The sequence below is a fragment of the Pseudomonas sp. PSPC3-2 genome, assembly GCF_049897085.1.
In the GTDB taxonomy this organism is placed as follows: Bacteria; Pseudomonadota; Gammaproteobacteria; order Pseudomonadales; family Pseudomonadaceae; genus Aquipseudomonas; species Aquipseudomonas paraveronii.
The window spans coordinates 137,357-160,036 of the sequence record NZ_JAFCVO010000005.1; the positions used below are offsets into that span (position 1 = coordinate 137,357).

Annotated in this window: 19 protein-coding genes and 1 riboswitch; of the genes, 12 read left to right on the forward strand and 7 right to left on the reverse strand. The window is 62.4% G+C overall.

Annotated features, from left to right (window positions below):
• Positions 1 to 2: 2 nt before the first annotated feature.
• From ACP7CJ_RS10745 to ACP7CJ_RS10760, 4 genes are all read right to left on the reverse strand, one after another.
• Entirely contained in the window at positions 3 to 971 is a 969-nt protein-coding gene (locus ACP7CJ_RS10745) for a metal ABC transporter ATPase (RefSeq protein ID WP_276196030.1), read from the reverse strand.
• Positions 972 to 1,011: 40 nt separating this feature from the next.
• Positions 1,012 to 1,824 (reverse strand): aldo/keto reductase, encoded by an 813-nt coding sequence (locus ACP7CJ_RS10750; RefSeq protein WP_276196032.1) that lies wholly within the window; start codon positions 1,822 to 1,824, stop codon positions 1,012 to 1,014.
• On the reverse strand, positions 1,821 to 2,996 hold the full coding sequence (locus tag ACP7CJ_RS10755) for an NAD(P)/FAD-dependent oxidoreductase (protein ID WP_276196033.1): 1,176 nt from the start codon (positions 2,994 to 2,996) through the stop codon (positions 1,821 to 1,823). Before ACP7CJ_RS10755 ends, ACP7CJ_RS10750 begins: the two co-directional genes overlap by 4 nt.
• An 85-nt stretch (positions 2,997 to 3,081) precedes the next feature.
• A complete protein-coding gene (locus ACP7CJ_RS10760) occupies positions 3,082 to 3,417 on the reverse strand; it encodes a DMT family transporter (RefSeq protein WP_247408357.1) in 336 nt (111 codons plus the stop codon).
• Between the two features lie 103 nt (positions 3,418 to 3,520).
• On the opposite strand from ACP7CJ_RS10760, the gene ACP7CJ_RS10765 reads away from it, so the two are divergent.
• Positions 3,521 to 4,411, forward strand: a complete 891-nt coding sequence (locus ACP7CJ_RS10765; RefSeq protein WP_426100421.1) for a LysR family transcriptional regulator — start codon at positions 3,521 to 3,523, stop codon at positions 4,409 to 4,411.
• A gap of 23 nt (positions 4,412 to 4,434) precedes the next feature.
• Entirely contained in the window at positions 4,435 to 5,712 is a 1,278-nt protein-coding gene (gene waaA, locus ACP7CJ_RS10770) for a lipid IV(A) 3-deoxy-D-manno-octulosonic acid transferase (protein WP_426100419.1), read from the forward strand.
• A 161-nt stretch (positions 5,713 to 5,873) separates the two neighbouring features.
• On the opposite strand, the gene ACP7CJ_RS10775 is transcribed toward waaA, so the two are convergent.
• Positions 5,874 to 7,313, reverse strand: a complete 1,440-nt coding sequence (locus ACP7CJ_RS10775) for a TolC family outer membrane protein (RefSeq protein WP_276196037.1) — start codon at positions 7,311 to 7,313, stop codon at positions 5,874 to 5,876.
• Between the two features lie 196 nt (positions 7,314 to 7,509).
• A riboswitch (TPP riboswitch) is annotated at positions 7,510 to 7,615 on the forward strand.
• Between the two features lie 149 nt (positions 7,616 to 7,764).
• Between ACP7CJ_RS10775 and thiC the strand changes: the two genes are divergently transcribed.
• Together thiC and cytX are read left to right on the forward strand one after the other, a co-directional pair.
• A complete protein-coding gene (thiC, locus tag ACP7CJ_RS10780; protein WP_426100417.1) occupies positions 7,765 to 9,654 on the forward strand; it encodes a phosphomethylpyrimidine synthase ThiC in 1,890 nt (629 codons plus the stop codon).
• Between the two features lie 144 nt (positions 9,655 to 9,798).
• Positions 9,799 to 11,088: a putative hydroxymethylpyrimidine transporter CytX gene (gene cytX, locus ACP7CJ_RS10785; protein WP_426100415.1), complete on the forward strand. Its 1,290-nt coding sequence runs from the start codon at positions 9,799 to 9,801 to the stop codon at positions 11,086 to 11,088.
• On the opposite strand, the gene ACP7CJ_RS10790 is transcribed toward cytX, so the two are convergent.
• Positions 11,057 to 11,803 (reverse strand): RsiV family protein, encoded by a 747-nt coding sequence (locus ACP7CJ_RS10790; RefSeq protein WP_276196040.1) that lies wholly within the window; start codon positions 11,801 to 11,803, stop codon positions 11,057 to 11,059. The two genes, cytX and ACP7CJ_RS10790, sit on opposite strands and share 32 nt — an antisense overlap.
• Before the next feature lie 192 nt (positions 11,804 to 11,995).
• Here ACP7CJ_RS10790 and ACP7CJ_RS10795 point away from each other — a divergent pair, with 192 nt between their 5' ends.
• From ACP7CJ_RS10795 to ACP7CJ_RS10830, 8 genes are all read left to right on the forward strand, one after another.
• Complete coding sequence (locus tag ACP7CJ_RS10795; protein ID WP_276196042.1) at positions 11,996 to 12,613, forward strand: NUDIX domain-containing protein; 618 nt, start codon at positions 11,996 to 11,998, stop codon at positions 12,611 to 12,613.
• Positions 12,604 to 13,053 (forward strand): DUF1249 domain-containing protein, encoded by a 450-nt coding sequence (locus tag ACP7CJ_RS10800; protein WP_276196044.1) that lies wholly within the window; start codon positions 12,604 to 12,606, stop codon positions 13,051 to 13,053. The genes ACP7CJ_RS10795 and ACP7CJ_RS10800 overlap by 10 nt, the downstream gene beginning before the upstream one ends.
• 97 nt (positions 13,054 to 13,150) lie before the next feature.
• Positions 13,151 to 13,966, forward strand: a complete 816-nt coding sequence (cpdA, locus tag ACP7CJ_RS10805) for a 3',5'-cyclic-AMP phosphodiesterase (protein WP_276196045.1) — start codon at positions 13,151 to 13,153, stop codon at positions 13,964 to 13,966.
• 178 nt (positions 13,967 to 14,144) lie between these two features.
• Positions 14,145 to 14,753: a YqiA/YcfP family alpha/beta fold hydrolase gene (locus ACP7CJ_RS10810; protein ID WP_426100413.1), complete on the forward strand. Its 609-nt coding sequence runs from the start codon at positions 14,145 to 14,147 to the stop codon at positions 14,751 to 14,753.
• Positions 14,754 to 14,807: 54 nt separating this feature from the next.
• The gene (parE, locus tag ACP7CJ_RS10815) at positions 14,808 to 16,712 is read left to right on the forward strand and encodes a DNA topoisomerase IV subunit B (RefSeq protein ID WP_276196047.1); all 1,905 of its coding nucleotides are present in this window, start codon (positions 14,808 to 14,810) and stop codon (positions 16,710 to 16,712) included.
• Complete coding sequence (locus tag ACP7CJ_RS10820; RefSeq protein ID WP_426100411.1) at positions 16,712 to 17,707, forward strand: esterase-like activity of phytase family protein; 996 nt, start codon at positions 16,712 to 16,714, stop codon at positions 17,705 to 17,707. The genes parE and ACP7CJ_RS10820 overlap by 1 nt, the downstream gene beginning before the upstream one ends.
• Positions 17,708 to 17,780: 73 nt before the next feature.
• Positions 17,781 to 20,045 carry a DNA topoisomerase IV subunit A gene (gene parC / locus ACP7CJ_RS10825; protein WP_276196049.1) on the forward strand — a complete coding sequence of 755 codons (2,265 nt, stop codon included), beginning with the start codon at positions 17,781 to 17,783 and terminating at the stop codon, positions 20,043 to 20,045.
• A 176-nt stretch (positions 20,046 to 20,221) separates the two neighbouring features.
• A complete protein-coding gene (locus tag ACP7CJ_RS10830; RefSeq protein ID WP_276196050.1) occupies positions 20,222 to 20,929 on the forward strand; it encodes a PqiC family protein in 708 nt (235 codons plus the stop codon).
• 179 nt (positions 20,930 to 21,108) lie between these two features.
• Here the strand turns inward: ACP7CJ_RS10830 and ACP7CJ_RS10835 are convergent, their stop codons facing one another.
• Positions 21,109 to 22,641, reverse strand: coding sequence for an AhpA/YtjB family protein (locus ACP7CJ_RS10835; protein WP_426100409.1), 1,533 nt, complete (start codon positions 22,639 to 22,641; stop codon positions 21,109 to 21,111).
• Between the last annotated feature and the right edge of the window lie 39 nt (positions 22,642 to 22,680).

The following is a 22,680-nucleotide window of genomic DNA, read 5'->3' on the forward strand; positions in this document are numbered from 1 at the left end:
CTTTAGCTGTTGGCGTTTTTCTTCGGCACGATCTTACGCAACATCTGCCGCGCCTTGCCGGTCAGGCGCTTGAGTTTCGACTCTTTTTCCGGGGCTGCCAGGCCTTGCTGCCTGAGCCAATCCTTCCAACGAATCCGCTCGTCGCGCACCACCCAGCCTTCCTGCTGGGCGAAGCTCTCCGCCAGGTACAAACCCCGCGTGCTGGCCGGGTAGAGCTGATCTTTCTTGACGGTGTACAGCTCGGCGAGGGGTTGGCCGTCCTTCAATGGCATCAGGTACAGGTCCGGGCGCTGGCGGTCCAGGCGTGCGACCAGTTGATCGCCTTCGAGTCGCTCATCCACATGGAACAGGCTCAGGGACTTGGCTTCCTTGGGCACTTCCAGGCGCAAGTCATAAATCAACTGCAGTGACGCTGTGGGCAAGTGGACGTAGGCCCGTGGACGCTCTATCAGTTGCGTGGTCGCGCAGCGCACCGGGCGGGCTGCGCCGGACAAGGGGCTCAAGCGAAACGGCAGGGCTTCGCGGTAATGCAGCGCGGTGGAGTACGGCGCCGGTAGCCAGGTGTCGTTGAAGCGCCCGCTGAGCCAGCCTTCGGGCGTCTCCAGCAGGCACTCTTCGGCAATTTCCTGGATGGCGGTGTGCAGCGGCAGGTTCAGTTCATGGGCGGGGACGTAGCCGGAAATCAGCTTGAGCACTACGTCGCCACGGTCCTGGCGGCGTTGGCGTACCAGCACCCAGTAATCCTTGTTTTGCCAATGCAGGGTCAGGCGTACCGACACGCCGAGGTTGGCCAGTTCGAGGGCGAAACGCTCAGGGTCTGCCACGTCTACCGGCTTGCGCCGTTGCAGGGTCTGGGCAAAGTTGAGCGGCATGCCCACGCTCTGGTAGCTCAGGCCTTCGGGGGTGGCTTCAACGTGCAGTGGCAGAGTCTTGAAGTTGCTGGGGTTTTTTCTTATGAGCGTTCGCGACATGTCGGCTCCTTCTAACGTCGGGGCGGCCGCGTCGGCGGCATCATAGTTGACGAATGACCTGGGCAGCGGTCGCCACGTTGTGAGCCAGGTGTAGCGGATTAATGGTCCCGACAATAGCACTGGCGACGCCCGTTTGCGCAAACAACAACATGAAACTGGCACGTATGGGGTCCATTCCCGGCTCCAGGCACACATGGCCGCTGGCGAGGGCTTTTTTTACCAGGATGCCTTTGCCATGGGCGGCCGCATAATCAATGACGGCTTTCTCGGCCTGTTCGTTCAAGTTGTAGGTGACCATCGCGCAATCACCCTGTTCCAGAGCCTTCACGCCGCCTTCGACGGTTTTACCGGAGAAGCCGAAACCGCGAATTTTGCCCTCTTGTTTCAAGTCCGCCAGGGTCTGGTAAACCTCGCAATCGTTGAGGATGTGCAGGTCGTTGCCGTCGGAATGCACCAGCACCAGGTCGATGAAGTCGGTTTCCAAGCGTTTCAAGCTGCGTTCGATCGACAGCCGGGTATGCGCCGCGCTGAAATCGTGACGGGACACGCCATTGTCGAACTCTTCGCCGACCTTGCTGACAATCACCCATTCTTTGCGCTGTCCACGCAACAGCGGCCCCAGGCGTTCTTCGCTACGGCCATAGGCCGGCGCGGTATCGATCAGGTTGATGCCCAACTGACGGGCCTGGCGCAGCAGCAGGCGCGCTTCGTCATCATCGGGAATCTGGAAACCGCTAGGGTATTTGACCCCCTGGTCGCGACCGAGCTTGACGGTGCCCAGGCCCAGCGGCGACACCAGCAGGCCGGTACTGCCCAGCGGGCGGTGCAGGTCGTGCAGGGTGGGCAGGCTCATGGCAACAGTTGCTCCCAGGCCGGTTGGCCGATGGCCGGTTTGGGCAACTCGGGCAGCGGAGTGGCAGGCCCGGGTTGGATGCCGTCGCGTTCTAGGGCGTGGATCACCCGGTCGGCGAAGTCCGGCGCCAGGGCCAGTTTGGTCGGCCAGCCTACGAGCAGGCGGCCCTGTTCGGCGAGGAAGGCGTTGTCGGGGCGCGTCAGGCCCGACTGCAGCGGCTCGGCACGGTCGACGCGTAGGGTGGCCCATTCGGTGTGACTCATGTCGATCCACGGCAGCAGATGCGCCAGCTCTTTCTGGGCCGTGGCGATTTGTTTTTCAGGCGTGCGCGCTACACCATCGGCCTCGGCGATATCACCGCCCATGTACCACACCCAGTTGCCATCGGCGGCCGGGTGCGTGGTCACGGTGATACGCGGTTTGGTGCCGCCGCCCAGGCAGTGGGCGTACAGCGGCTTCAAGCCCGGACCTTTGGCGATGATCATGTGCAGCGGGCGTATTTGCATGGCCGGCTGGCTCAGGCCCAGGGCGGCGAGCAGGTCGGCAGTGCCGCCGCCGGCGCTCAAGATGATGCGCTGGGCGCGGATCTCGCGACCGTCGACTTTCAAGCCGACCAGTGTGTCGTTTTCCCGCAGCGGTTCGATGTGCTGCCCGGCGAGCAAACCGTCGCCGGCCAGGTGCGCCAGGCGTTCGATCAGGCTGGGTACATCGATGACCAATTCCGCCAGGCGATAGACCTTGCCCTTGAAGCGACGGTCTTGCAGGGCCGGCGGCAGGTCGTCGCCTTTGACCTGATCGACACGGCCGCGCACGGCCTTGCTGGCGAAGAAGCTGGTGAGATTGCCCGCGAGTGTGCCGGGGGACCACAGGTAATGGGCTTCGGAGAGCAGGCGCACGCCAGTCAGGTCCAGCTCGCCGTTACCGGCCAGGGCCTCGCGCCAGCGCCGCGGCATATCGGCAATCGCTTCGGAGGCCCCGGTGAGGGCGCCGTGTAGCGCGTATTTCGCACCGCCGTGAATGATCCCCTGGGACTTCACGCTTTGCCCGCCACCCAGGGTGGCGTTCTCCACCAGCACCGTGGAAAACCCCTGGCGGCGCAGGCGCGCATTCAGCCAGAGGCCGGCAACCCCGGCGCCGACAATCAGAACGTCGGTGGAAATAACGGATGGCATGGGCAACCTCAGTGTTCAAATCAAGGTGCCAAGTATACAGGCTCAATGGATCGATTTTTGCCCGGGATCAATATTAGGAGGGCTGTCAGTGCCCGGCGGTTTTCGAGAACAACTGAATCACCACCACGCCCAGCACGATCAATCCCATCCCGAGCATCGCCGGTAGATCGAGCTTTTGCCCATAGATAAACAGCGCCGCAATGCTGACCATCACAATGCCCATCCCGGCCCACACCGCGTAGGCCACACCCACCGGCACGGTGCGCACCACCAGGGTCAGCATCCAGAACGCCACGCCGTAGCCGACGATCACCAGCAGCAGCGGGATCGGTGTGCTCAAGCCCTTGATGGCTTTCATGGAAACGGTGGCGATCACTTCCGAGCAGATGGCGATGGCGAGGTAATAGTAAGCAGGAGTCATGGGGCAGTCCTCGGTGTAGAGCGCGCTGGATAAGGTCGGCATTTTAGCGCGTCGCCAGATGGGGTAAAGTCATTACCTATCCGAATTAAAGATGGGTCACGCCATGAGTGTGCAGTGGAACCTGGAGCAGATGCGCCTGTTCGTCAGCGTCGCCGAGCAGCGCTCGTTTTCGGCCGTGGCGCGTCAGCAGCGCAAGGCCCAGTCGGCGGTCAGCAACGGCATCGCCTTGCTCGAAGCGGACCTGGGCGTCAGCCTGTTCGAGCGTAGCAGTGGCCGTCAGCCCCGCTTGACCGAGGCTGGTACGGTGCTGCTCGAAGAGGCCAGGGAAGTGCTGCGCCAGTGCGAACGCCTCAATGGCCGCGCGATGTCGTTGGTGCGCGGCGAAGAAGCCTGCCTGCGGCTGGCCCAGGATGAGGCGATGCTTTATCAGCCGGTCCTCGATAGCCTTGACGCCCTGGCCGGTCGATTTCCCAACCTTGAAGTGCAGCTTTCCAGCGCGGCCCAAGGCGATGTCGCACGCAAGCTGGTGGAACGCAGGGCCGATCTGGGCATGTTGTTCTATCACGATCAAATCCCCGAAGCGCTGGAGCGTCGGGTCGTCGGCAGTGTGGAAATGGTCACGGTGTGCGGGCGCAACCATCCGCTGGCGGCGCAGAAAACCGTGGACTGCCAGGGGTTGGCGCAATATCGCCAGTTGCTGATGTCGACCCAGACCAGCGTCTACCCCGGCAGCGAGGCTGCCAGCCCGCAGGTGTGGCGCGCCGACAGCTTCTACGTGCTGGCCGAATGGCTTATCCGTGGCCTGGGTTGGGCCTGGTTGCCCCGGCATGTCGTGCAATACCCGGCCTATCAGAACCAGATGGTCGAACTCGACAGCGAATGGACCCCGCCGGCCCTAGTTGTTGAGCTGGTATGGCGCCGCGATGAACCCTTGGGCCCCGCCGCGCGCTTTCTCGCCGAGCGTTTTGCCGAGTGCTTGCAGGCGATCGACTGAAAAAGCCGATAAACTCCGCCGCCATGAATAGAACTCTCTACAGCTGTCTGTTTTACCTGGCGCTGCCGTTGGTGGCTTTACGTCTGTGGCTGCGTGCGCGCAAGGCGCCAGCCTATGCCAAACGCGTGGGCGAGCGGTTCTCTTACGGCTTGCCGCTGATGCAACCGGGCGGGATCTGGGTGCACGCCGTGTCGGTGGGCGAAAGCATCGCCGCCGCGCCGATGATCCGTGCCCTGCTGGAGCGTTATCCAGAGCTGCCGATGACCGTCACGTGCATGACGCCGACCGGCTCCGAGCGTATCCAGGCGTTGTTCGCGAATGAACCGCGCGTCCAGCATTGCTACTTGCCCTATGACGTGCCCTGCGCGGCCAAGCGTTTTCTCGACCGTGTACAGCCGAAACTGGCCGTGATCATGGAGACCGAGCTGTGGCCCAACCACATCCACGCCTGCGCGCAACGCGGGATTCCGGTGGCGCTGGCCAATGCGCGGTTGTCGGCGCGTTCGGCCAAGGGCTATGCACGTTTCGCCAAGCTGACAGGGCCGATGCTGGCAGAAATGAGCCTGTTTGCTGTGCAGACTGAGACCGAGGCCAAGCGTTTTCGCAGCCTGGGCGCGCGGCCGGACACGGTGCAAGTGACCGGCTCGATCAAGTTCGACCTGACCATCGACCCCGAGCTACTGGCGCGCGCGGCCGCGTTGCGCGAGCAGTGGGGTGCCAGCGAGCGCCCGGTGTGGATCGCCGCCAGCACCCACGAGGGCGAAGATGCGGTGGTGCTCGCGGCCCATCGCCAACTGCTCGCCAGCTACCCCAATGCGCTGCTGATTCTGGTGCCGCGCCATCAGGAACGCTTCGGCCCGATGTTTGAGCTGTGCGGGCAACAAGGGTTCACCACGGTGCGCCGCTCCAGTGGCGAGCCGGTCACCGCGCACACCAACGTATTACTCGGTGACACCATGGGCGAGTTGCTGTTTCTGTATGCCTTGGCCGACAGCGCGTTTGTCGGTGGCAGCCTGGTGGCGACTGGCGGGCATAACCCGCTGGAATCGGCGGCGTTGGGCAAGCCGGTGATCATGGGGCCGCACCGGTTCAACTTCCTCGAAATCAGCGCGATGCTGCGCGACGCCGGGGCGTTGCGTGAGGTGGATGACGCCGAAGGCTTGGCCGAGGCCGTGCGGCAGTTGTTCGAGCTGCCGCAGGATGCCCAGCGGATGGCGCAGGCGGGGCTTAAGGTGATGCAGGCCAACCAGGGCGCGCTAACCCGTTTACTGGATGGCCTGGATAGGCTGATAACGCACTAAATGTGGAAGGGGGCGTGCCCCCGATAGCGGTGTGCCAGATGAAGTCATGTCAACTGACACGCCGCCATCGGGAGCAAGCCCCCTCCCACATCGGTTCTGTGGTGCGTCAGTCAACATTGGTGCACCTGACACGCCCTATCGGGAGCAAGCCCCCTCTCACATTAGTAGCCAGGTCGGGCCTTCAACTGCTCGGAGGCGGCCTTGGCCAGGTCCGGCGGCAGGAAGTCGCGGTCCGGGTTGTAGTCGGCCTTGAGATAGCGCTCCAGGTCCTGCAGATCTCCTGGGTTCAACGTGCCCGCTGCCTGCTTCAAGCGCAGGCTGTCGAGGATGTAGTCGTAGCGGCTATTGTTGTAGTTGCGCACCGACGCATAGAGCTGGCGCTGGGCGTCGAGCACGTCGACGATATTACGCGTACCCACCTGATAACCGATTTCCGTGGCTTCCACCGCGCTCTGGTTCGAGATGATCGACTGGCGGCGTGCCTGGACCTGCTCTACGTCGGTGTTGACCGCGCGGTGCAGGTTGCGCGTGTTTTCCACCACCTGGCGGCGCAGGCCTTCGCGTTGCTGCTCGGTCTGGCCCAGGCGCGAATACGATTCGCGCACTTGCGAGCTGGTCAGGCCGCCGCTGTACAGCGGGATATTCAGGCGCAGGCCGATGGTGCGTTGCGAGACATCGCCGCCGTAAGGCGTGCCGAAGGCATTCGGGTTGCTGAAGCCCAGGGCGTCGTTATCGCCTTTTTCGTACTGCGCCACGGCGTCCAGGGTCGGCGCATGCCCAGCCTTGCGCTGCTTGAGGGTTTCCTCGGCAGCGGTGACCGCGTAGTTGCTGGCGAGCAGGTTCAGGTTCTGGCGGCCGGCGGTTTCGACCCAGGCCTTGGCGTCGTTCGGCAGCGGCGGCAGCACCGGGAGCGTATGCACAATGCCCTGGATCGAGTTGTATTGGCGGTTGGTCAGCGTGATCAGTGCTTCGAAGGCGTCATCCACCTGACGTTGCGCGACGATCCGGTTGGCTCGCGCGGTGTCGTAGCTGGCCTGCGATTGCAGCACGTCGGTCTTGTCCGACAGGCCCACATCGAAGCGCTCGTTGGACTGGTCCAGTTGGTGCTTGAAGGCGTTTTCTTCGGCCTTGGTAGAAGCCAGGTTGTCCTGGGCACGCAGCACGGCGAAGTAGTTCTCGGCGCTTTGCAGGATCAGGTTCTGTTCGGTGGCCGAAAGTTGCAGCGCAGCCTGTTCGTTGACGGCTTCGGCGGCTTGCAGCTGGAACCAGCGATCGGCACGGAACAAGGGTTGGCTCAAGGTCGCGCGCCAGGAATGCGCATCGCGGTTGGCGGTGGCGGCCGGGGTGTCGATCTGGGTGCGCGAATTGTTGATATCGGCACCGGCCGACAGGTTGGGCAGCAAGCCTGCGCGGGCCTGGGGCACCACTTCTTTTTGCGCGTCGTATTGGGCGCGGGCGGCGGCCAGGTCGGCGTTGTTGTTCGCCGCTTCCTGGTAAACGCTGACCAGGTCGGTTCTGGCGGACAAGGGCGCTTCAGCTGCCCAGACCATTCCGTTGGTCGCACAAGACACGGCAAGCGCCAGTGAGAGTTTGCGCAGCATGAATTGATCCCTAGTGTGAATATTACGGTAATAATTTATCGCCCAACGCTACGGCTGGCCATTCCTGGCGTCAAGCATTGGGGCAGTCCCCGAGTGTAGTGGCGGTTACACGGCACAACAATCCTGCAATTGCGCCATTCATCACGCCGTTTGCTCCGCTATTGGCAATTTGCCCCCACCCTGGTCTAGACTGGCCGCGTTCTTGTCGGGGTGCCTTGTTGGAAGGCTGAGATCGGTAAATACCGGATCCCGTTGAACCTGATCAGGTTAGCGCCTGCGTAGGGAACAAGATTTCTCGTCACCCGGCGAGTCCTCTTGTGCTTCGTCCGGGATGAACGTTCGACCATCGAACAGCTCTCGCGTACCGAGCACAGCACTGTTTTCAGTGCGTCCATCCGTCACAGGTTCGCTCCGACAAAAATCCACCGCCTGGATAGTTGGAGAGCCCGTGATGAGTACAACACCAAAAAATACCGTGCATTTGAGTGAATCGGCCAAGGTCGACTCCGGCTCCGTGCAACCCTTTACCCGCTCGCAAAAAATCTACGTGCAAGGCACCCGCCCGGACATCCTTGTGCCGATGCGCGAAATCAGCCTTGATGTGACCCCCACCGATTTCGGCGGCGAGATCAACGCCCCCGTGGTGGTCTACGACACCTCCGGCCCCTACACCGACCCCAACGTCATCATCGACGTGCGCAAGGGCCTGGGCGATGTGCGCTCGCCGTGGATCGAGTCGCGTGGCGACACCGAACGCCTGTCCGGCCTGAGCTCGCACTTCGGCCAGCAGCGCCTCACGGATGCCGAACTGACCGCGCTGCGCTTTGCCCATGTGAAGAACCCGCGCCGTGCCAAGGCCGGTGCCAACGTCACCCAGATGCACTACGCGCGCAAAGGCATCATCACCGCTGAGATGGAATACGTCGCCATCCGCGAAAACATGAAGCTCGAAGAAGCCCGCGCCAGCGGCCTGCTCGATCAGCAACACGCCGGCTACAGCTTCGGCGCCAGCGTGCCGAAGATCATCACCCCGGAATTCGTGCGCGAAGAAATCGCCCGTGGCCGCGCGATCATCCCGGCCAACATCAACCACACCGAACTGGAACCGATGATCATCGGCCGTAACTTCCTGGTGAAGATCAACGGCAACATCGGCAACAGCGCCCTGGGTTCGTCCATCGAAGAAGAAGTGGCGAAACTGACCTGGGGCATTCGCTGGGGGTCGGACACGGTGATGGACCTGTCCACCGGCAAGCACATCCACGAAACCCGCGAATGGATCATCCGCAATTCGCCGGTGCCGATCGGCACGGTGCCGATCTATCAGGCCCTGGAAAAAGTCGGCGGCGCCGCTGAAGACCTGACCTGGGAGCTGTTCCGCGACACCCTGATCGAACAGGCCGAGCAGGGCGTCGACTACTTCACCATCCACGCCGGCGTCCTGCTGCGCTACGTGCCGCTGACCGCCAAGCGCGTCACCGGCATCGTCTCGCGTGGCGGTTCGATCATGGCCAAGTGGTGCCTGGCGCACCACAAAGAGAACTTCACCTACACGCATTTCGACGAAATCTGCGAAATCATGAAGGCCTATGACGTCAGCTTCTCCCTCGGCGACGGCCTGCGCCCAGGTTCGATTGCCGACGCCAACGACGCCGCGCAATTCGGCGAGCTGGAAACCCTCGGCGAGCTGACCAAGACCGCCTGGAAGCACGACGTGCAAACCATGATCGAAGGCCCCGGCCACGTGCCGATGCAACTGATCAAGGAGAACATGGACAAGCAGTTCGAATGCTGCGACGAGGCGCCGTTCTACACCCTCGGCCCGCTGACCACCGACATCGCGCCGGGTTACGACCACATCACCTCCGGCATCGGTGCGGCGATGATCGGCTGGTTCGGTTGCGCCATGCTCTGCTACGTCACGCCCAAGGAACACCTGGGCTTGCCCAACAAGGATGACGTGAAGACCGGGATCATCACCTACAAGATCGCCGCGCATGCAGCCGATCTCGCGAAAGGGCATCCCGGCGCGCAGATCCGCGATAACGCGCTGAGCAAGGCGCGCTTCGAGTTCCGTTGGGAAGACCAGTTCAACCTCGGCCTCGACCCGGACACTGCACGCTCGTATCACGACGAAACCCTGCCGAAGGACTCGGCCAAGGTCGCGCATTTCTGTTCGATGTGCGGGCCGAAGTTCTGCTCGATGAAAATCACCCAGGAAGTGCGTGAATACGCGGCCAACCAGCGCATCGATGCGGTAGATGTGGAAGTGGCCAAGGGCTTGGCCGAACAGGCGGAGCGGTTCAAGCAGGAAGGCAGCCAGCTCTACAAGAAGGTCTGATCCGAGGTTGTAGGCGCTTTTAATGGCCTTATCGGGGGCAAGCCCCCTCCCACACTTGAACGTGTTCACCATTCAAAATGTGGGAGGGGGCTTGCCCCCGATAACAATCTTTCAAACAACAAATGCCCCTCAGAGATTCCATCCTTGAGCATTCAACCCAGCACCTATTCCCCCGACATCGCAGTGCCGACTGACAAACGCGTCTTCGGCGCCCGCGACCTCTTCTCCCTGTGGTTCTCCCTCGGCATCGGCCTGATGGTCCTGCAAACCGGCGCGCTACTCGCACCGGGCCTGGGCCTGGCCGGTGGGTTGCTGGCGATTTTCCTCGGCACCCTGGTCGGCGTGCTGTTGCTCGCCGCCGTCGGTGTGATCGGCAGCGACACCGGCTTGTCCGCCATGGCCGCGCTCAAGCTCAGCCTCGGCGCCAAAGGCGCGAGCCTGCCGGCATTATTGAACCTGCTGCAGCTGATCGGCTGGGGCGCGTTTGAACTCATCGTCATGCGCGATGCCGCCAGCCTGTTGGGCGCGCGGGCGTTCAGCGACGGCAGCCTGTTTGCCAGCCCGCTGCTGTGGACCCTATTTTTCGGTGGCTTGGCGACCCTGCTGGCGGTCAGTGGCCCACTGACGTTCGTAAGGCAGATCCTGCGCAAATGGGGCATCTGGCTGCTGCTAGCGGCCTGCCTGTGGCAGACCTGGAACCTGTTCGCCAAGGCCGACCTCGCCACACTGTGGGCCCAGCCCGGTGACGGATCGATGCCCTTCGCGGTGGGGTTTGATATCGCCATCGCCATGCCGCTGTCGTGGCTGCCGCTGATCGCCGACTACTCGCGCTTCGGTAAACGCGCGAAAAGCGTGTTCGGCGGCACGGCGCTGGGCTTCTTTATCGGTAATTTCTGGCTGATGAGCCTGGGTGTGGCCTACACCCTGGCGTTTGCGCCGAGCGGTGAAGTGAACGCGCTGTTGCTGGCGCTGGCTGGCGCAGGGCTGGGGATTCCGTTGTTGCTGATCCTGTTGGATGAGTCGGAAAACGCCTTTGCTGATATTCACTCGGCGGCGGTGTCCAGCGGGATTCTGTTGCGCCTGAAAGTCGAGCACCTGGCCTTGGCCATCGGTGTGCTCTGCACGCTGATCGCCTGCTTTGCTCCGTTGGCGCAGTACCAGAACTTTCTGCTGTTGATCGGCTCGGTATTCGCGCCGCTGTTTGGCGTGGTGCTGGTCGATCATTTCATCCTGCGCCGCCGCGGCCAGGGCGTGCTCGCCACGCTACGCTGGACGGCGCTGCTGGCCTGGCTGGGTGGCATAGGCACCTACCACCTGCTGGCCAACCTGTATCCGGATATCGGCGCGACCCTGCCGGCACTGGTGCTGGCAGGGCTGTTGCAGTTCATCCTCGGGCGCGCCTTCAACGGCGTGCAGGCACCAGCTCAGGCTTGATGATGCCTTCCAGGCGCGAGTAAGGAATCTGCAGCTCGACATGGCCCAGGGCATAGGGCGCGATCGTGGTGGTGGGGTACTTGAGGGTCACGCCACCGGAGGTCAGCGCCACGTTCGGGGTTTTCTGGAACGGGTAGCTCTTGACGAATTCCGGCTCCAGGCTCAGGCGGGTGCTGATCAGCCAGCTGTTGTGTGCGACCTGGGCGGCTTTCCAGAAGGCCTCTTCCTTGCCGGGCAGCAGCATGTCGCTCAGCGAAAGGGCTTTTTGCTGCTGGCGCGAATAGTTGATGAAGGCGCGGCCCGGTTCGCCGTGGGTGGCGCCCTGGTCTAGGTAGCTGGACAGTTCGACGATCACCAAGCCGTCATGCTGCTCACGTACCTTGGCCTGCAAGTACATGCTGTTGCGTGGTGCGGCGGTGCTCAGGAACTGCTCGCGGTAGGTCGCCAGGCTCGACGGCAGCGGGTCGCTCGACCGGGTGCGGGTCATTTCCAGCAGGCGTTGTTCGATCAGCGCGTCGAGCCTGGGCTCCTTGGCAAAATGCACGGTGTCGATATTCACCAGCGGGCAATCGGCGTTGGTGCAGTCCGGCTTGCTTTGCTCGCTGGCGTCGCGGGTGGCGTCCAGCGGGGTGCGATAGCTCGGTTGGAACAGGCTCTGGCAGGCGCCGAGGGTCAAGGCGATACACGCCACGGAGGCGATTTTTAAAAGCGACATGTAGGGTCTTCGTCCGTCGATAAGCGCGAAATTTATGGAGCTTCGACTACCGGCATGGCAGTCAGTTCGCCACTAAGCTGATTAGAGTGAGTTTGACGCCCGCCGTCTATCCCGGCAACCGGAAAGGGGCTGCGCCAACCGGCGAGAGCGCGTTAGGATGGCGCGAATTGCACGGGCATAACGAGGAAGGATATGACGGACATCGCGAAATCCACGCCGAGCACGATTGAGATCGTTCAGCGCGACAATGCCTACCAGGGTTTCTACAAGCTCGATCGCGTACAACTGCGCCACGAAAAATTCGACGGTGGCATGAGCCGGGTGATCAACCGCGAAGTCTTCGTGCGGCATGACGCCGTGTGCGTGCTGCCCTATGACCCGCAGCGCGATGAAGTGGTGCTGATCGAGCAGTTTCGCGTCGGCGCCATGGGCCGTACCGCTAACCCGTGGTTGGTGGAAATGGTCGCCGGCCTGATCGATAAGGATGAAGCGCCGGAGGAGGTTGCACACCGCGAAGCCGAAGAGGAAGCTGGGCTGACATTCTCCGCACTGTGGCCGATCACTCAATATTTCCCTTCGCCCGGCGGCAGTACCGAATTCGTCCACTTGTACCTGGGGCGTTGCGACAGTTCGGGCGCCGGTGGCGTCCATGGACTGGAAGAAGAAGCAGAAGATATCCGCGTCAGCACCTGGGCTTTCGAAGACGCCTTGCAAGCGGTGCGTGATGGTCGGATATCCAATGCACCCAGCATTATTGCCTTGCAATGGCTAGCGCTCAATCGCGCGGAAGTGAGGGGGTTATGGCAGTAAAGGCACGGGAACGATACCGAGTTGACCTGATCGGGCTGCAAGCCGCCTGCGAGGCCAACTATGCGCGGCTGATGCGCCTGCTGCCCGACATGCGCCACGCCCCCGAGGCGCGGCGCATCGCCGTGACCCATGGCGACCAGATGCTCGGCGTGCTGACCCTGGAAGTCATCGTCAATTGCCCCTACACCACCACCCTGCGCGTGCGCCAGGAACACAGCCTGCCGTGGCTGCCGGTGCCGCAACTGGAAGTACAGGTGTACCACGATGCGCGAATGGCCGAAGTCATCAGCGCCGAACATGCGCGACGCTTTCGCAGCATCTATCCTTACCCGAATGTGTTCATGCACCAGCCCGATGAGAAAGCACAACTCAATGTGTTCCTCGGTGAATGGTTGAGCCACTGCCTGGCCCTGGGCCATGAGTTCGCAGTGGTGCGGTAGATGTGAACTGCGTCTGCTTCCTTGGGTTTCCTCTTTGTGTCCTGCCCAGCATAATCGCGCCACACGTCCATTCCTGTGATTGCCTTGGGAGAGCGCCTTGCCCCGCGTATCCACCGTGACCCACGATGCACCGGCGTTGCTGGTGCAGTTGTCCGACAGCCACCTGTTTGCCGAGGCCGACGCCACGCTGGTGGGCATGAACACCCGCGAAAGTTTGCAACGGGTGATCGACCTCGTGCGCGAGCAGCAGCCCCAGGTCGACTTGCTGCTGGCCACGGGGGACTTGTCCCAGGACGGTACGCTGGCCTCCTATCAGCACTTTCGTGAGATGACCGCGTTCTTTGGTGTCTCGACGCGCTGGATTCCCGGCAACCACGACGAGCCGCAGATCATGGCCCACGCCGCCCTGCACAGCGACCTGCTGGAACCAGTGGTCGACATTGGCAATTGGCGCATTACCCTGCTGGACTCCGCCGTATCCGGTTCGGTGCCCGGTTATCTGCAGGACAGCCAACTGCAACTGCTGGCCCAAGCCTTGAGCGAAGCGCCGCACCGTCATCATCTGGTGTGTTTCCACCATCATCCGGTGCCCATCGGGTGTGCGTGGATGGAACCCATCGGCTTGCGCAACCCGGAGGCGCTGTTTGCCGTCCTGGACCGTTTTCCCCAGGTCCGGGCCGTGCTCTGGGGCCATGTACACCAGGAGATCGACCGCCAGCGCAACGGCGTGCGCCTGCTGGCCTCGCCGTCCACCTGCATCCAGTTCGCGCCGGGCAGCGAAGACTTCAACGTCAGCACCGAGGCGCCAGGCTATCGCTGGCTGCGCCTGCATGCCGACGGGCGGTTGGAGACTGGGGTCGAGCGCGTCAAAGACTTTGCTTTTACCGTCGATTACGCCAGCAACGGCTACTGAAGGTGGGAGGGGGGGTGCTCCCGATAGCGGTGGTTCAGTGCCACGTGTATCAACTGGCAGCCTGTCATCGGGAGCAAGTCCCCTCCCACATGGGTTCCGCTGTGACTGGAAGACAGGGGACTCGCCACTCCGATCCCTGTAAACTGCGCCTTTTTGGCGCAAGCACGGAGAGCCCGGCATGTCCGCTTCGATCCTGTATATCCACGGTTTCAACAGCGCGCCGGCGTCCAATAAGGCCAGCCAGTTGATCGGTGTGATGGACACCCTCGGCCTGGCCGACCAGTTGCGCGTGCCGGCCCTGCATCACCATCCCCGTCAGGCGATTCCTCAGTTGGAGGCGGCCATCGCGGAACTGGGGCGGCCACTGCTGGTCGGCAGCTCCCTCGGCGGCTACTATGCAACCCATCTTGCTGAACGCCATGGCCTCAAGGCGCTGCTGGTCAACCCGGCGGTCAGCCCCCATCGGATGTTCGACGGTTACCTGGGCACACAGAAGAACCTCTACACCGATGAAACCTGGGAACTGACCCACGATCACGTCACGGCGCTGGCCGAGCTGGAAGTCCCTGCCCCCCAGGACGCCGCGCGTTATCAGGTGTGGTTGCAGACCGGGGACGAAACCCTGGATTATCGCCTCGCCCAGCAGTATTACCGGGCCTGTGCCTTGCGCATCCAGGCCGGTGGCGACCACGGTTACCAGGGTTTTGCCCGGCAGTTGCCGGCGCTGTTGAGCTTTGCCGGCATTGGCGCCGATCAGTATCAATCCTTCGATTTCGCGGCACTGTAATTGCCTTGCAAATCCCAGGTTACTTTTTAATCGAACGAATCACGACGAGACCCCATGGCCACTCCCAGCGCTAGCTCTTATAACGCCGACGCCATCGAAGTCCTCTCGGGCCTCGACCCGGTGCGTAAACGCCCTGGCATGTACACCGACACCAGTCGGCCGAACCACCTTGCCCAGGAAGTCATCGACAACAGCGTCGACGAAGCCTTGGCCGGGCACGCCAAGTCGGTGCATGTCATTCTCCACGCGGACCACTCCCTGGAAGTGTCCGACGACGGTCGCGGCATGCCGGTGGACATTCACCCGGAAGAGGGCGTGTCGGGCGTCGAGCTGATCCTCACCAAACTGCACGCTGGCGGCAAGTTCTCCAACAAGAACTACCAGTTCTCCGGTGGCTTGCACGGTGTGGGTATTTCCGTGGTCAACGCCTTGTCGACGTTGGTGCGGGTCAGGGTCAAGCGCGACGGCAACGAATATGAGATGACCTTCGCCGATGGCTACAAAGCCACCGACCTGCAGGTGATCGGCACCGTTGGCAAGCGCAACACCGGCACCAGCGTGTACTTCGCCCCGGACCCGAAATACTTCGATTCGCCAAAATTCTCCATCAGCCGCCTCAAGCATGTGCTCAAGGCCAAGGCGGTATTGTGCCCGGGCCTGCTGGTCACCTTTGAAGACAAAGGCACTGGCGAAAAGGTCGAGTGGCACTACGAAGATGGCCTGCGCTCCTACCTGGAAGACGCTGTCAGCGACTTCGAGCGCCTGCCCAACGAGCCATTCTGCGGTAGCCTGGCCGGGAACAAAGAAGCCGTTGACTGGGCGCTGCTGTGGTTGCCCGAGGGCGGCGACAGCGTGCAGGAAAGCTACGTCAACCTGATCCCCACCGCCCAGGGCGGCACCCACGTCAACGGTTTGCGCCAGGGGCTGCTCGACGCCATGCGCGAATTCTGCGAATACCGCAGCCTGCTGCCGCGTGGCGTGAAGCTCGCGCCGGAAGACGTGTGGGAGCGCATCGCGTTCGTGCTGTCGATGAAAATGCAGGAGCCGCAATTCTCCGGCCAGACCAAAGAGCGCTTGTCGTCCCGCGAGGCGGCGGCGTTTGTCTCTGGTGTGGTCAAGGACGCCTTCAGCCTGTGGCTCAACGAACACCCGGAACTGGGCCTGGCCCTGGCGGAGCTGGCGATCAACAACGCCGGGCGTCGCCTCAAGGCCAGCAAGAAGGTCGAGCGCAAACGCATCACCGCGGGCCCGGCACTGCCGGGCAAACTGGCCGATTGCGCCGGGCAGGACCCGATGCGTTCCGAGCTGTTCCTGGTGGAAGGTGACTCCGCCGGCGGTTCCGCCAAGCAAGCGCGGGACAAGGAATTCCAGGCGATCCTGCCGTTGCGCGGCAAGATCCTCAACACCTGGGAAGTCGATGGCAGCGAAGTCCTGGCCAGCCAGGAAGTGCACAACATCGCCGTGGCCATCGGTGTCGACCCCGGCGCGGCGGACATCAGCCAACTGCGCTACGGCAAGATCTGCATCCTCGCCGACGCCGACTCCGACGGCCTGCACATCGCCACCCTGCTGTGCGCGCTGTTCGTGCAGCACTTCCGTCCGTTGGTGGATGCCGGTCACGTCTACGTCGCCATGCCGCCGCTGTACCGTATCGACCTGGGCAAGGAAATTTTCTACGCCCTCGACGAAGGCGAGCGCGATGGCATCCTCGACCGCCTGATCGCCGAGAAGAAACGCGGCAAACCACAGGTCACGCGATTCAAAGGCCTGGGTGAGATGAACCCGCCGCAACTGCGCGAAACCACCATGGACCCGAACACGCGGCGCCTGGTGCAGTTGACCCTGGACGACTTCGCCGCCACCTCGGAAATGATGGACATGCTGCTGGCGAAGAAACGCGCGCCGGACCGCAAGTCCTGGCTGGAGTCCAAAGGCAACCTCGCCGAGGTCCTGGGCTGATGCGCACAGGTTTCGCCCTGGCGATCCTGATGTTGAGCGGGTTGGCGGCCACCCAGGTGGTCGCCGCGCCCGTGGCTGAGCTCAAACTGGTGTCCGAACACCCGGTGGACGGCATGCGCGGCGGTAACCTGTCGGGCCTGGCCTTGTGTGGCAAAGAATTGTGGACGGTTTCCGACCGCGATGACGACCAGATCTACCGCCTGGATATCAGCGCGCCGACCTGGCAGGCCGAAACGGTGACGATCGACGTGCCGCCGGTGCCCGACTCCGGCCTGCCCTGGGGGCTGCGTTCGCGCACCAAGGCCGCGTCGCTGATTCGCGGTGGCGACCTGGATTTTGAAGGCATCAGTTGCGATGCCGCCGGTAACCGTTACGTGGTCAGCGAAGCCCATGCGGCGGTGCTGAAAGTACCGGCGAGCGGTGCGCCCGAGTGGTTGAAAATCGCCCCCGGCATGGTGCGTGAAGCCCGCGCCAGCGGTATGTTGCTGCATTTCAATGCCTTGTTCGAAGGCCTGGCGGTGAACCCCGAAGGCAATCAGATCTGGCTGGCGGCGGAGCGTGAGCGGCGTGGGCTGATCTCCATTAAACGCCCGCAAAGCCTATGGGATTGCGACGGCGCATGCGTGCTGTTGAGCGAGGCCGGCCAGGAAATGCAGCCGGCGCAGTTCCCCAACGCCAAGGCGGTCTCCAAGGATTTTTCCGACCTGGCGCTGTTCAACGGCAAGTTGTTTACCCTGGAGCGCAATGCGTTTCAGATTTGTCGGCGCGATGCGGTCACCGCTAAGGTCGAGCTGTGCTGGTCGTTTGCCGACGAAACCCTGACGCCCGAGCGGCGCTACGCCCAGCCATATGGCCTGGCCGAAGCCCTGGTGCTTGACGCAGACGGTGCCTGGTTGGGCATCGACAATAATTTCGGCGCGCGTGCCGATGGTGAGAAACGCCCGGTGGTCTATCGTTTCGCCGCCCCCGCCGGTGGCTGGAGCGCCCAGCCATGAGCCACCCCTGTTTTGAATTGACCCGGCGCCGCGGCATTTCCGCGGCGCCTTACCAAACAATGATGAGGCCCGCATGAGTGACATCCTCGCAGACAGCTTAGACGGCGTAGAACGCCGGTCGCTGGCTGACTTCACCGAAAATGCCTACCTCAACTACTCCATGTACGTGATCATGGACCGTGCCTTGCCGCATATCGGCGACGGCCTGAAGCCCGTACAACGGCGCATCATCTACGCCATGAGTGAGTTGGGCCTGGACGCAGATTCCAAGCACAAGAAGTCGGCGCGTACCGTCGGTGACGTGCTCGGTAAGTTCCACCCCCACGGCGACTCGGCCTGCTATGAAGCCATGGTGCTGATGGCCCAGCCGTTCAGCTACCGCTACACGCTGGTGGATGGCCAGGGTAACTGGGGTGCGCCGGATGATCCCAAGTCCTTCGCTGCCATGCGATACACCGAGGCGCGCCTGTCGCGTTATTCGCAAGTGCTGCTCAGCGAACTGGGCCAGGGCACCGCGAACTGGGGCCCGAACTTCGACGGCACTCTCGACGAACCCCTGGTGTTGCCGGCACGTTTGCCGAATATCCTGCTCAATGGCACCACCGGCATCGCCGTTGGCATGGCCACCGACGTACCGCCGCATAACCTGCGGGAAGTCGCCGCGGCCTGCGTGCGCTTGCTCGATGAGCCCAAAGCCACGGTCGAGCAGCTCTGCGAGCATATCCAGGGCCCGGATTACCCGACCGAAGCGGAAATCATCACGCCGCGCGCCGACCTGCTGAAAATGTACGAAACCGGCAAGGGCTCGGTGCGCATGCGTGCCGTCTACCACGTCGAAGACGGCGACATTGTCGTCACCGCACTGCCGCACCAAGTGTCCGGCGCCAAGGTGCTGGAGCAGATCGCCGCGCTGATGCAGGCCAAGCCGTCGAAATTGCCGCAGGTCACTGACTTGCGTGACGAGTCCGACCACGAAAACCCGTGCCGCATCGTGATTATTCCGACCAACAGCCGGGTCGACCATGAAGTGCTGATGCAGCATCTGTTCGCCAGCACGGACCTGGAGTCCAGCTACCGGGTCAACGTCAACATCATCGGCCTGGACGGCAAGCCGCAGCTGAAGAACCTGCGCAATCTGCTGGTGGAGTGGCTGGAGTTTCGCGTGCAGACCGTGCGTCGCCGCCTGCAATTTCGCCTGGACAAGGTCGAGCGCCGCCTGCACCTGTTGGACGGCTTGCTGATTGCCTACCTCAACCTGGATGAAGTGATTCACATCATCCGCACCGCCGAGCACCCGAAAGCCGACCTGATCGCGCGTTTTGAACTGAGCGAGATCCAGGCCGACTACATCCTTGACACCCGTTTGCGTCAATTGGCGCGACTGGAAGAGATGAAGTTGCGCGACGAACAGGACGCGTTGCTCAAGGAACAAGCCAAGCTGCAAGCCCTGCTGGGCAGCGAAGCCAAGCTCAAGAAGCTGGTGCGCAGTGAGCTGATCAAAGACGCCGAGACCTATGGCGACGACCGTCGTTCGCCTATCGTTGAGCGCGCAGACGCGAAAGCACTGACAGAAACCGAGCTGTTGCCAAACGAGAAAATTACGGTCGTTCTGTCGGAAAAGGGTTGGGTTCGTTCCGCCAAGGGGCATGATATTGATGCGACGGGCTTGTCGTACAAAGCTGGCGATGGCTTCAAGACCTCCGCTGCCGGGCGTTCCAACCAGTTTGCGGTGTTTATCGACTCCACCGGGCGCAGTTACTCGGTGCCGGCGCACACCTTGCCATCCGCGCGCGGGCAGGGCGAGCCGCTGACCGGGCGCCTGACGCCGCCACCGGGGGCGAGTTTCGAGTGTGTGTTGCTGCCGGAAGATGACTCACTGTATGTGATCGCCTCCGATGCGGGTTACGGCTTCGTGGTCAAGGGCGAAGACCTGCAGGCCAAGAACAAGGCCGGCAAGGCGCTGTTGAGTCTGCCGAACAACGCCAAAGTGATCCTGCCGCGTCCGGTGGACGATCGCCAGGGCAATTGGCTGGCGTCGGTGACCACTGAAGGGCGTTTGCTGGTGTTCAAGATCAGCGACCTGCCGCAGTTGGGTAAAGGTAAAGGTAACAAGATCATCGGTATTCCCGGCGAGCGGGTAGCCAGTCGCGAAGAGTACGTGACGGACATCGCGGTGATCCCTGAAGGCTCTACCCTGGTGCTTCAGGCCGGCAAGCGCACGTTGTCGCTGCGCCCTGACGACCTTGAACACTACAAGGGTGAGCGCGGCCGGCGCGGCAATAAATTGCCTCGTGGTTTCCAGCGAGTGGATGCTTTACTGGTGGAAACGCCCGTTTAGCGCGGATTAGAGCTCTCGATCTACGATTTAACGCGTAGATCGACGCTTTCGCGCTGGAGTCATGGCGCATATTCACGGATGATATGGCCTTTCCAGCGCCGGCGTGGCCGAGCGTGTTTAGGTTATTTTTAGTATTACATTGTGGTTTGCCTTGTGGCAGCCGCCTGGATGGGATGATGACTGCTCCACGCCTTCCTTTTATTTTCGTGCTCGCTGGCCTTCTCGGGCTGGCGGGTTGCAGCACACACCAGCCGGTGTCGCTGTACCAGCTGGACAGCGGAAGTCCGGCTCAGCCAGCTCAAGCCGCTGGCATGGCCGTCTTGCTGGGCCCGGTTGTTGTTGCTGACTACCTGCAACGCGAAACATTGCTGCAACGTCAGAACGACGGCAGCCTGCAAGGTTCCACCGATGGTCGTTGGGCGGGCAGCTTGTCGTCCGACATCAACCAACTGATGTTGCGCCAGGTGGCGGGTCAGTTGGACAGTCAACGTGTGGTCCTGGCGCCTGCGCCCACCGGTTTTTCTCCGGATGTGCAGGTGTTGCTGACCATTACCCGACTCGACTCCGGTACCTCGCAACCGGCGATTCTCGATGCGCAATGGCGCTTGATCGACCGCCGCGGCCAGGTGCGTGATAGCCGCATCGTGCATCTGCAGGAAGAGCATGCCGGCACCACTGCGTCCCAGGTCCAGGCCCAGGGCGTGCTGTTGCAGCATCTGGCTCAGCAATTGTCGGTGGCCCTCAAACCATTGGCCAACCAGCCACCGGTCGCCGAGGCGCCGCGCAAGCAAGCGCCAGTACAGGCCAAGCCGGCTGCACCGGAAAAGCCGAAAATTCCGATGGCTACGCCGATCCGCACGGACATGGAAGTGTTCAGGTTCTGATCTGAATGGCTCCAACAAAAAAGGCCCGCTTATTCAGCGGGCCTTTTGTTTGTGCGCGATTTACTTGAGGCGTGTGGAGTCCAAATGTGGGAGGGGGCTTGCCCCGATAGCGATGTGTCAGTTGCAGCCGTTTTGACTGACACTCCGCCATCGGGAGCAAGCCCCCTCCCACATGTCAGTCAGTGCTTGGCACGGGTCTCGTGCATTCGCGCCAATTGCCGCTCCAGCATCGATGGGTACGGCTCCATCAAGCGTTCTACGCAACTGGCGCCCTCAGGGCTGGCAATCGGGCGGATACGTGCGCGTTGGCGGATCAGTGTGTCTTCACTGATCTTGCGCTCCACCAGCAACAGGTTGCGGCTGTGTTGGGACAGGGCCAGGGCGTCCTGGGCGATCTCGGTCAGCAACAGGTCGATTTGGCTCATGCCGAACAGGTCGTCGCCGACGGTCAGGCCCAGTTGCAACTGCAACGTGATGCCGCTGTCGGCCACTTCGATCTGCAACTCATGGCCCAGGGCGCGTAGCAGCTCGCCGCAGCAGATGGCGTTGGTCAGGTAGTCTTCGCCGCTGTCTTCGCTGTGGAACAGCATCAGTGTGCTGCCATCGTTCAAGGTGTGCAGTTCGCTCTGGTAGAGCGAGGCGGCCTGGTCGAGGCAGTCGCGGTAGCGTTCCAGTAATTCCGTCAGGCGGGCGCGGGGCAGGCGGCGCAGTTGGTCCTGGGCACCCAGTTGCACGGCCAGGACGGCACTGTGCTGGGGCTCGGCGTTCCTTACCGGTGCGGGCTTCGGCGCGACGACCGGGCTGCTGGCGGAGGTGTCGCGCAGGTCGGCGAACGGATCTTCGTCGTCCAGCTCGTCTTCTTCGGCCGTGATCACATGGCGTGGTGCCGGTTTCAAGCCAGCGACCGGCGCGCTTTCGTCAAAGCCCGGGTCGCGCAGGTTGCGCACTTCAAAGGCGGGCTCGTCGTCGTAATCGCTGTCGTCGAACTCGGGCTCGGGTTCAACCTCGGGCGCTACCGGTTCCGGGGCGAAGCTGGCGTGAAGCTGGCGCGCAAGGTCGCCGATCTCGTCCTGACGATCGGTGGCCGGGGTGTGTTCGTCGATATCCCGCAGCCAGATGCGCAGTTGCATCAGCGGCGTGGAGATATGCCGCCCCAGGCGCAGGCTCAAGGCCAGGGCCAGGGCTAGCAGGATCGCGCTGAGGATGCCCATGCTTTGCAGGCTGATGGTCATCGGCTGCTGGAATTGCTGCATGTCCAGGCTGATGCGCAATTGGCCGGCTTTCACATCCTGAAACGTGATATTGCTCTGGTACAGGCCTTCGGCTTCACCCAACAGGCCGTTTTTCGGGCGTTGCCCGGCTTCGGCCATGATCCGGTTGTCCACGCTGTAGATGGCGGCGTGGGCCACCAGCGGGTTCTTGGTCAGGTTGTTGAGCAGCACGTTGAGGCTGAGGATGTCGTTGGACACCAACAGTTCGGTCGCCGAGGTGGCGGTCTGGGTGGTCAAGCTCTCGCCCAGGGCATCGGCTTGCTCGTGCATGGCCTGTTTGAACTGCAAACCCATCACGCAGGCGTAGATCACCAGTGCCAGAGCGACCAGGATCACGTTATGGCTGGCGATGCGTAATGCGATCGGTACACGGCGGTGGCGCAGTGCCCGGAAGATCAGCAGGAAGAAGTTATCGGTTTTTACTGGCGTGGGCCGGTTCACTTGAGCTCGGCTCTTTAGTCCGTGAAATTGACGCGCAGT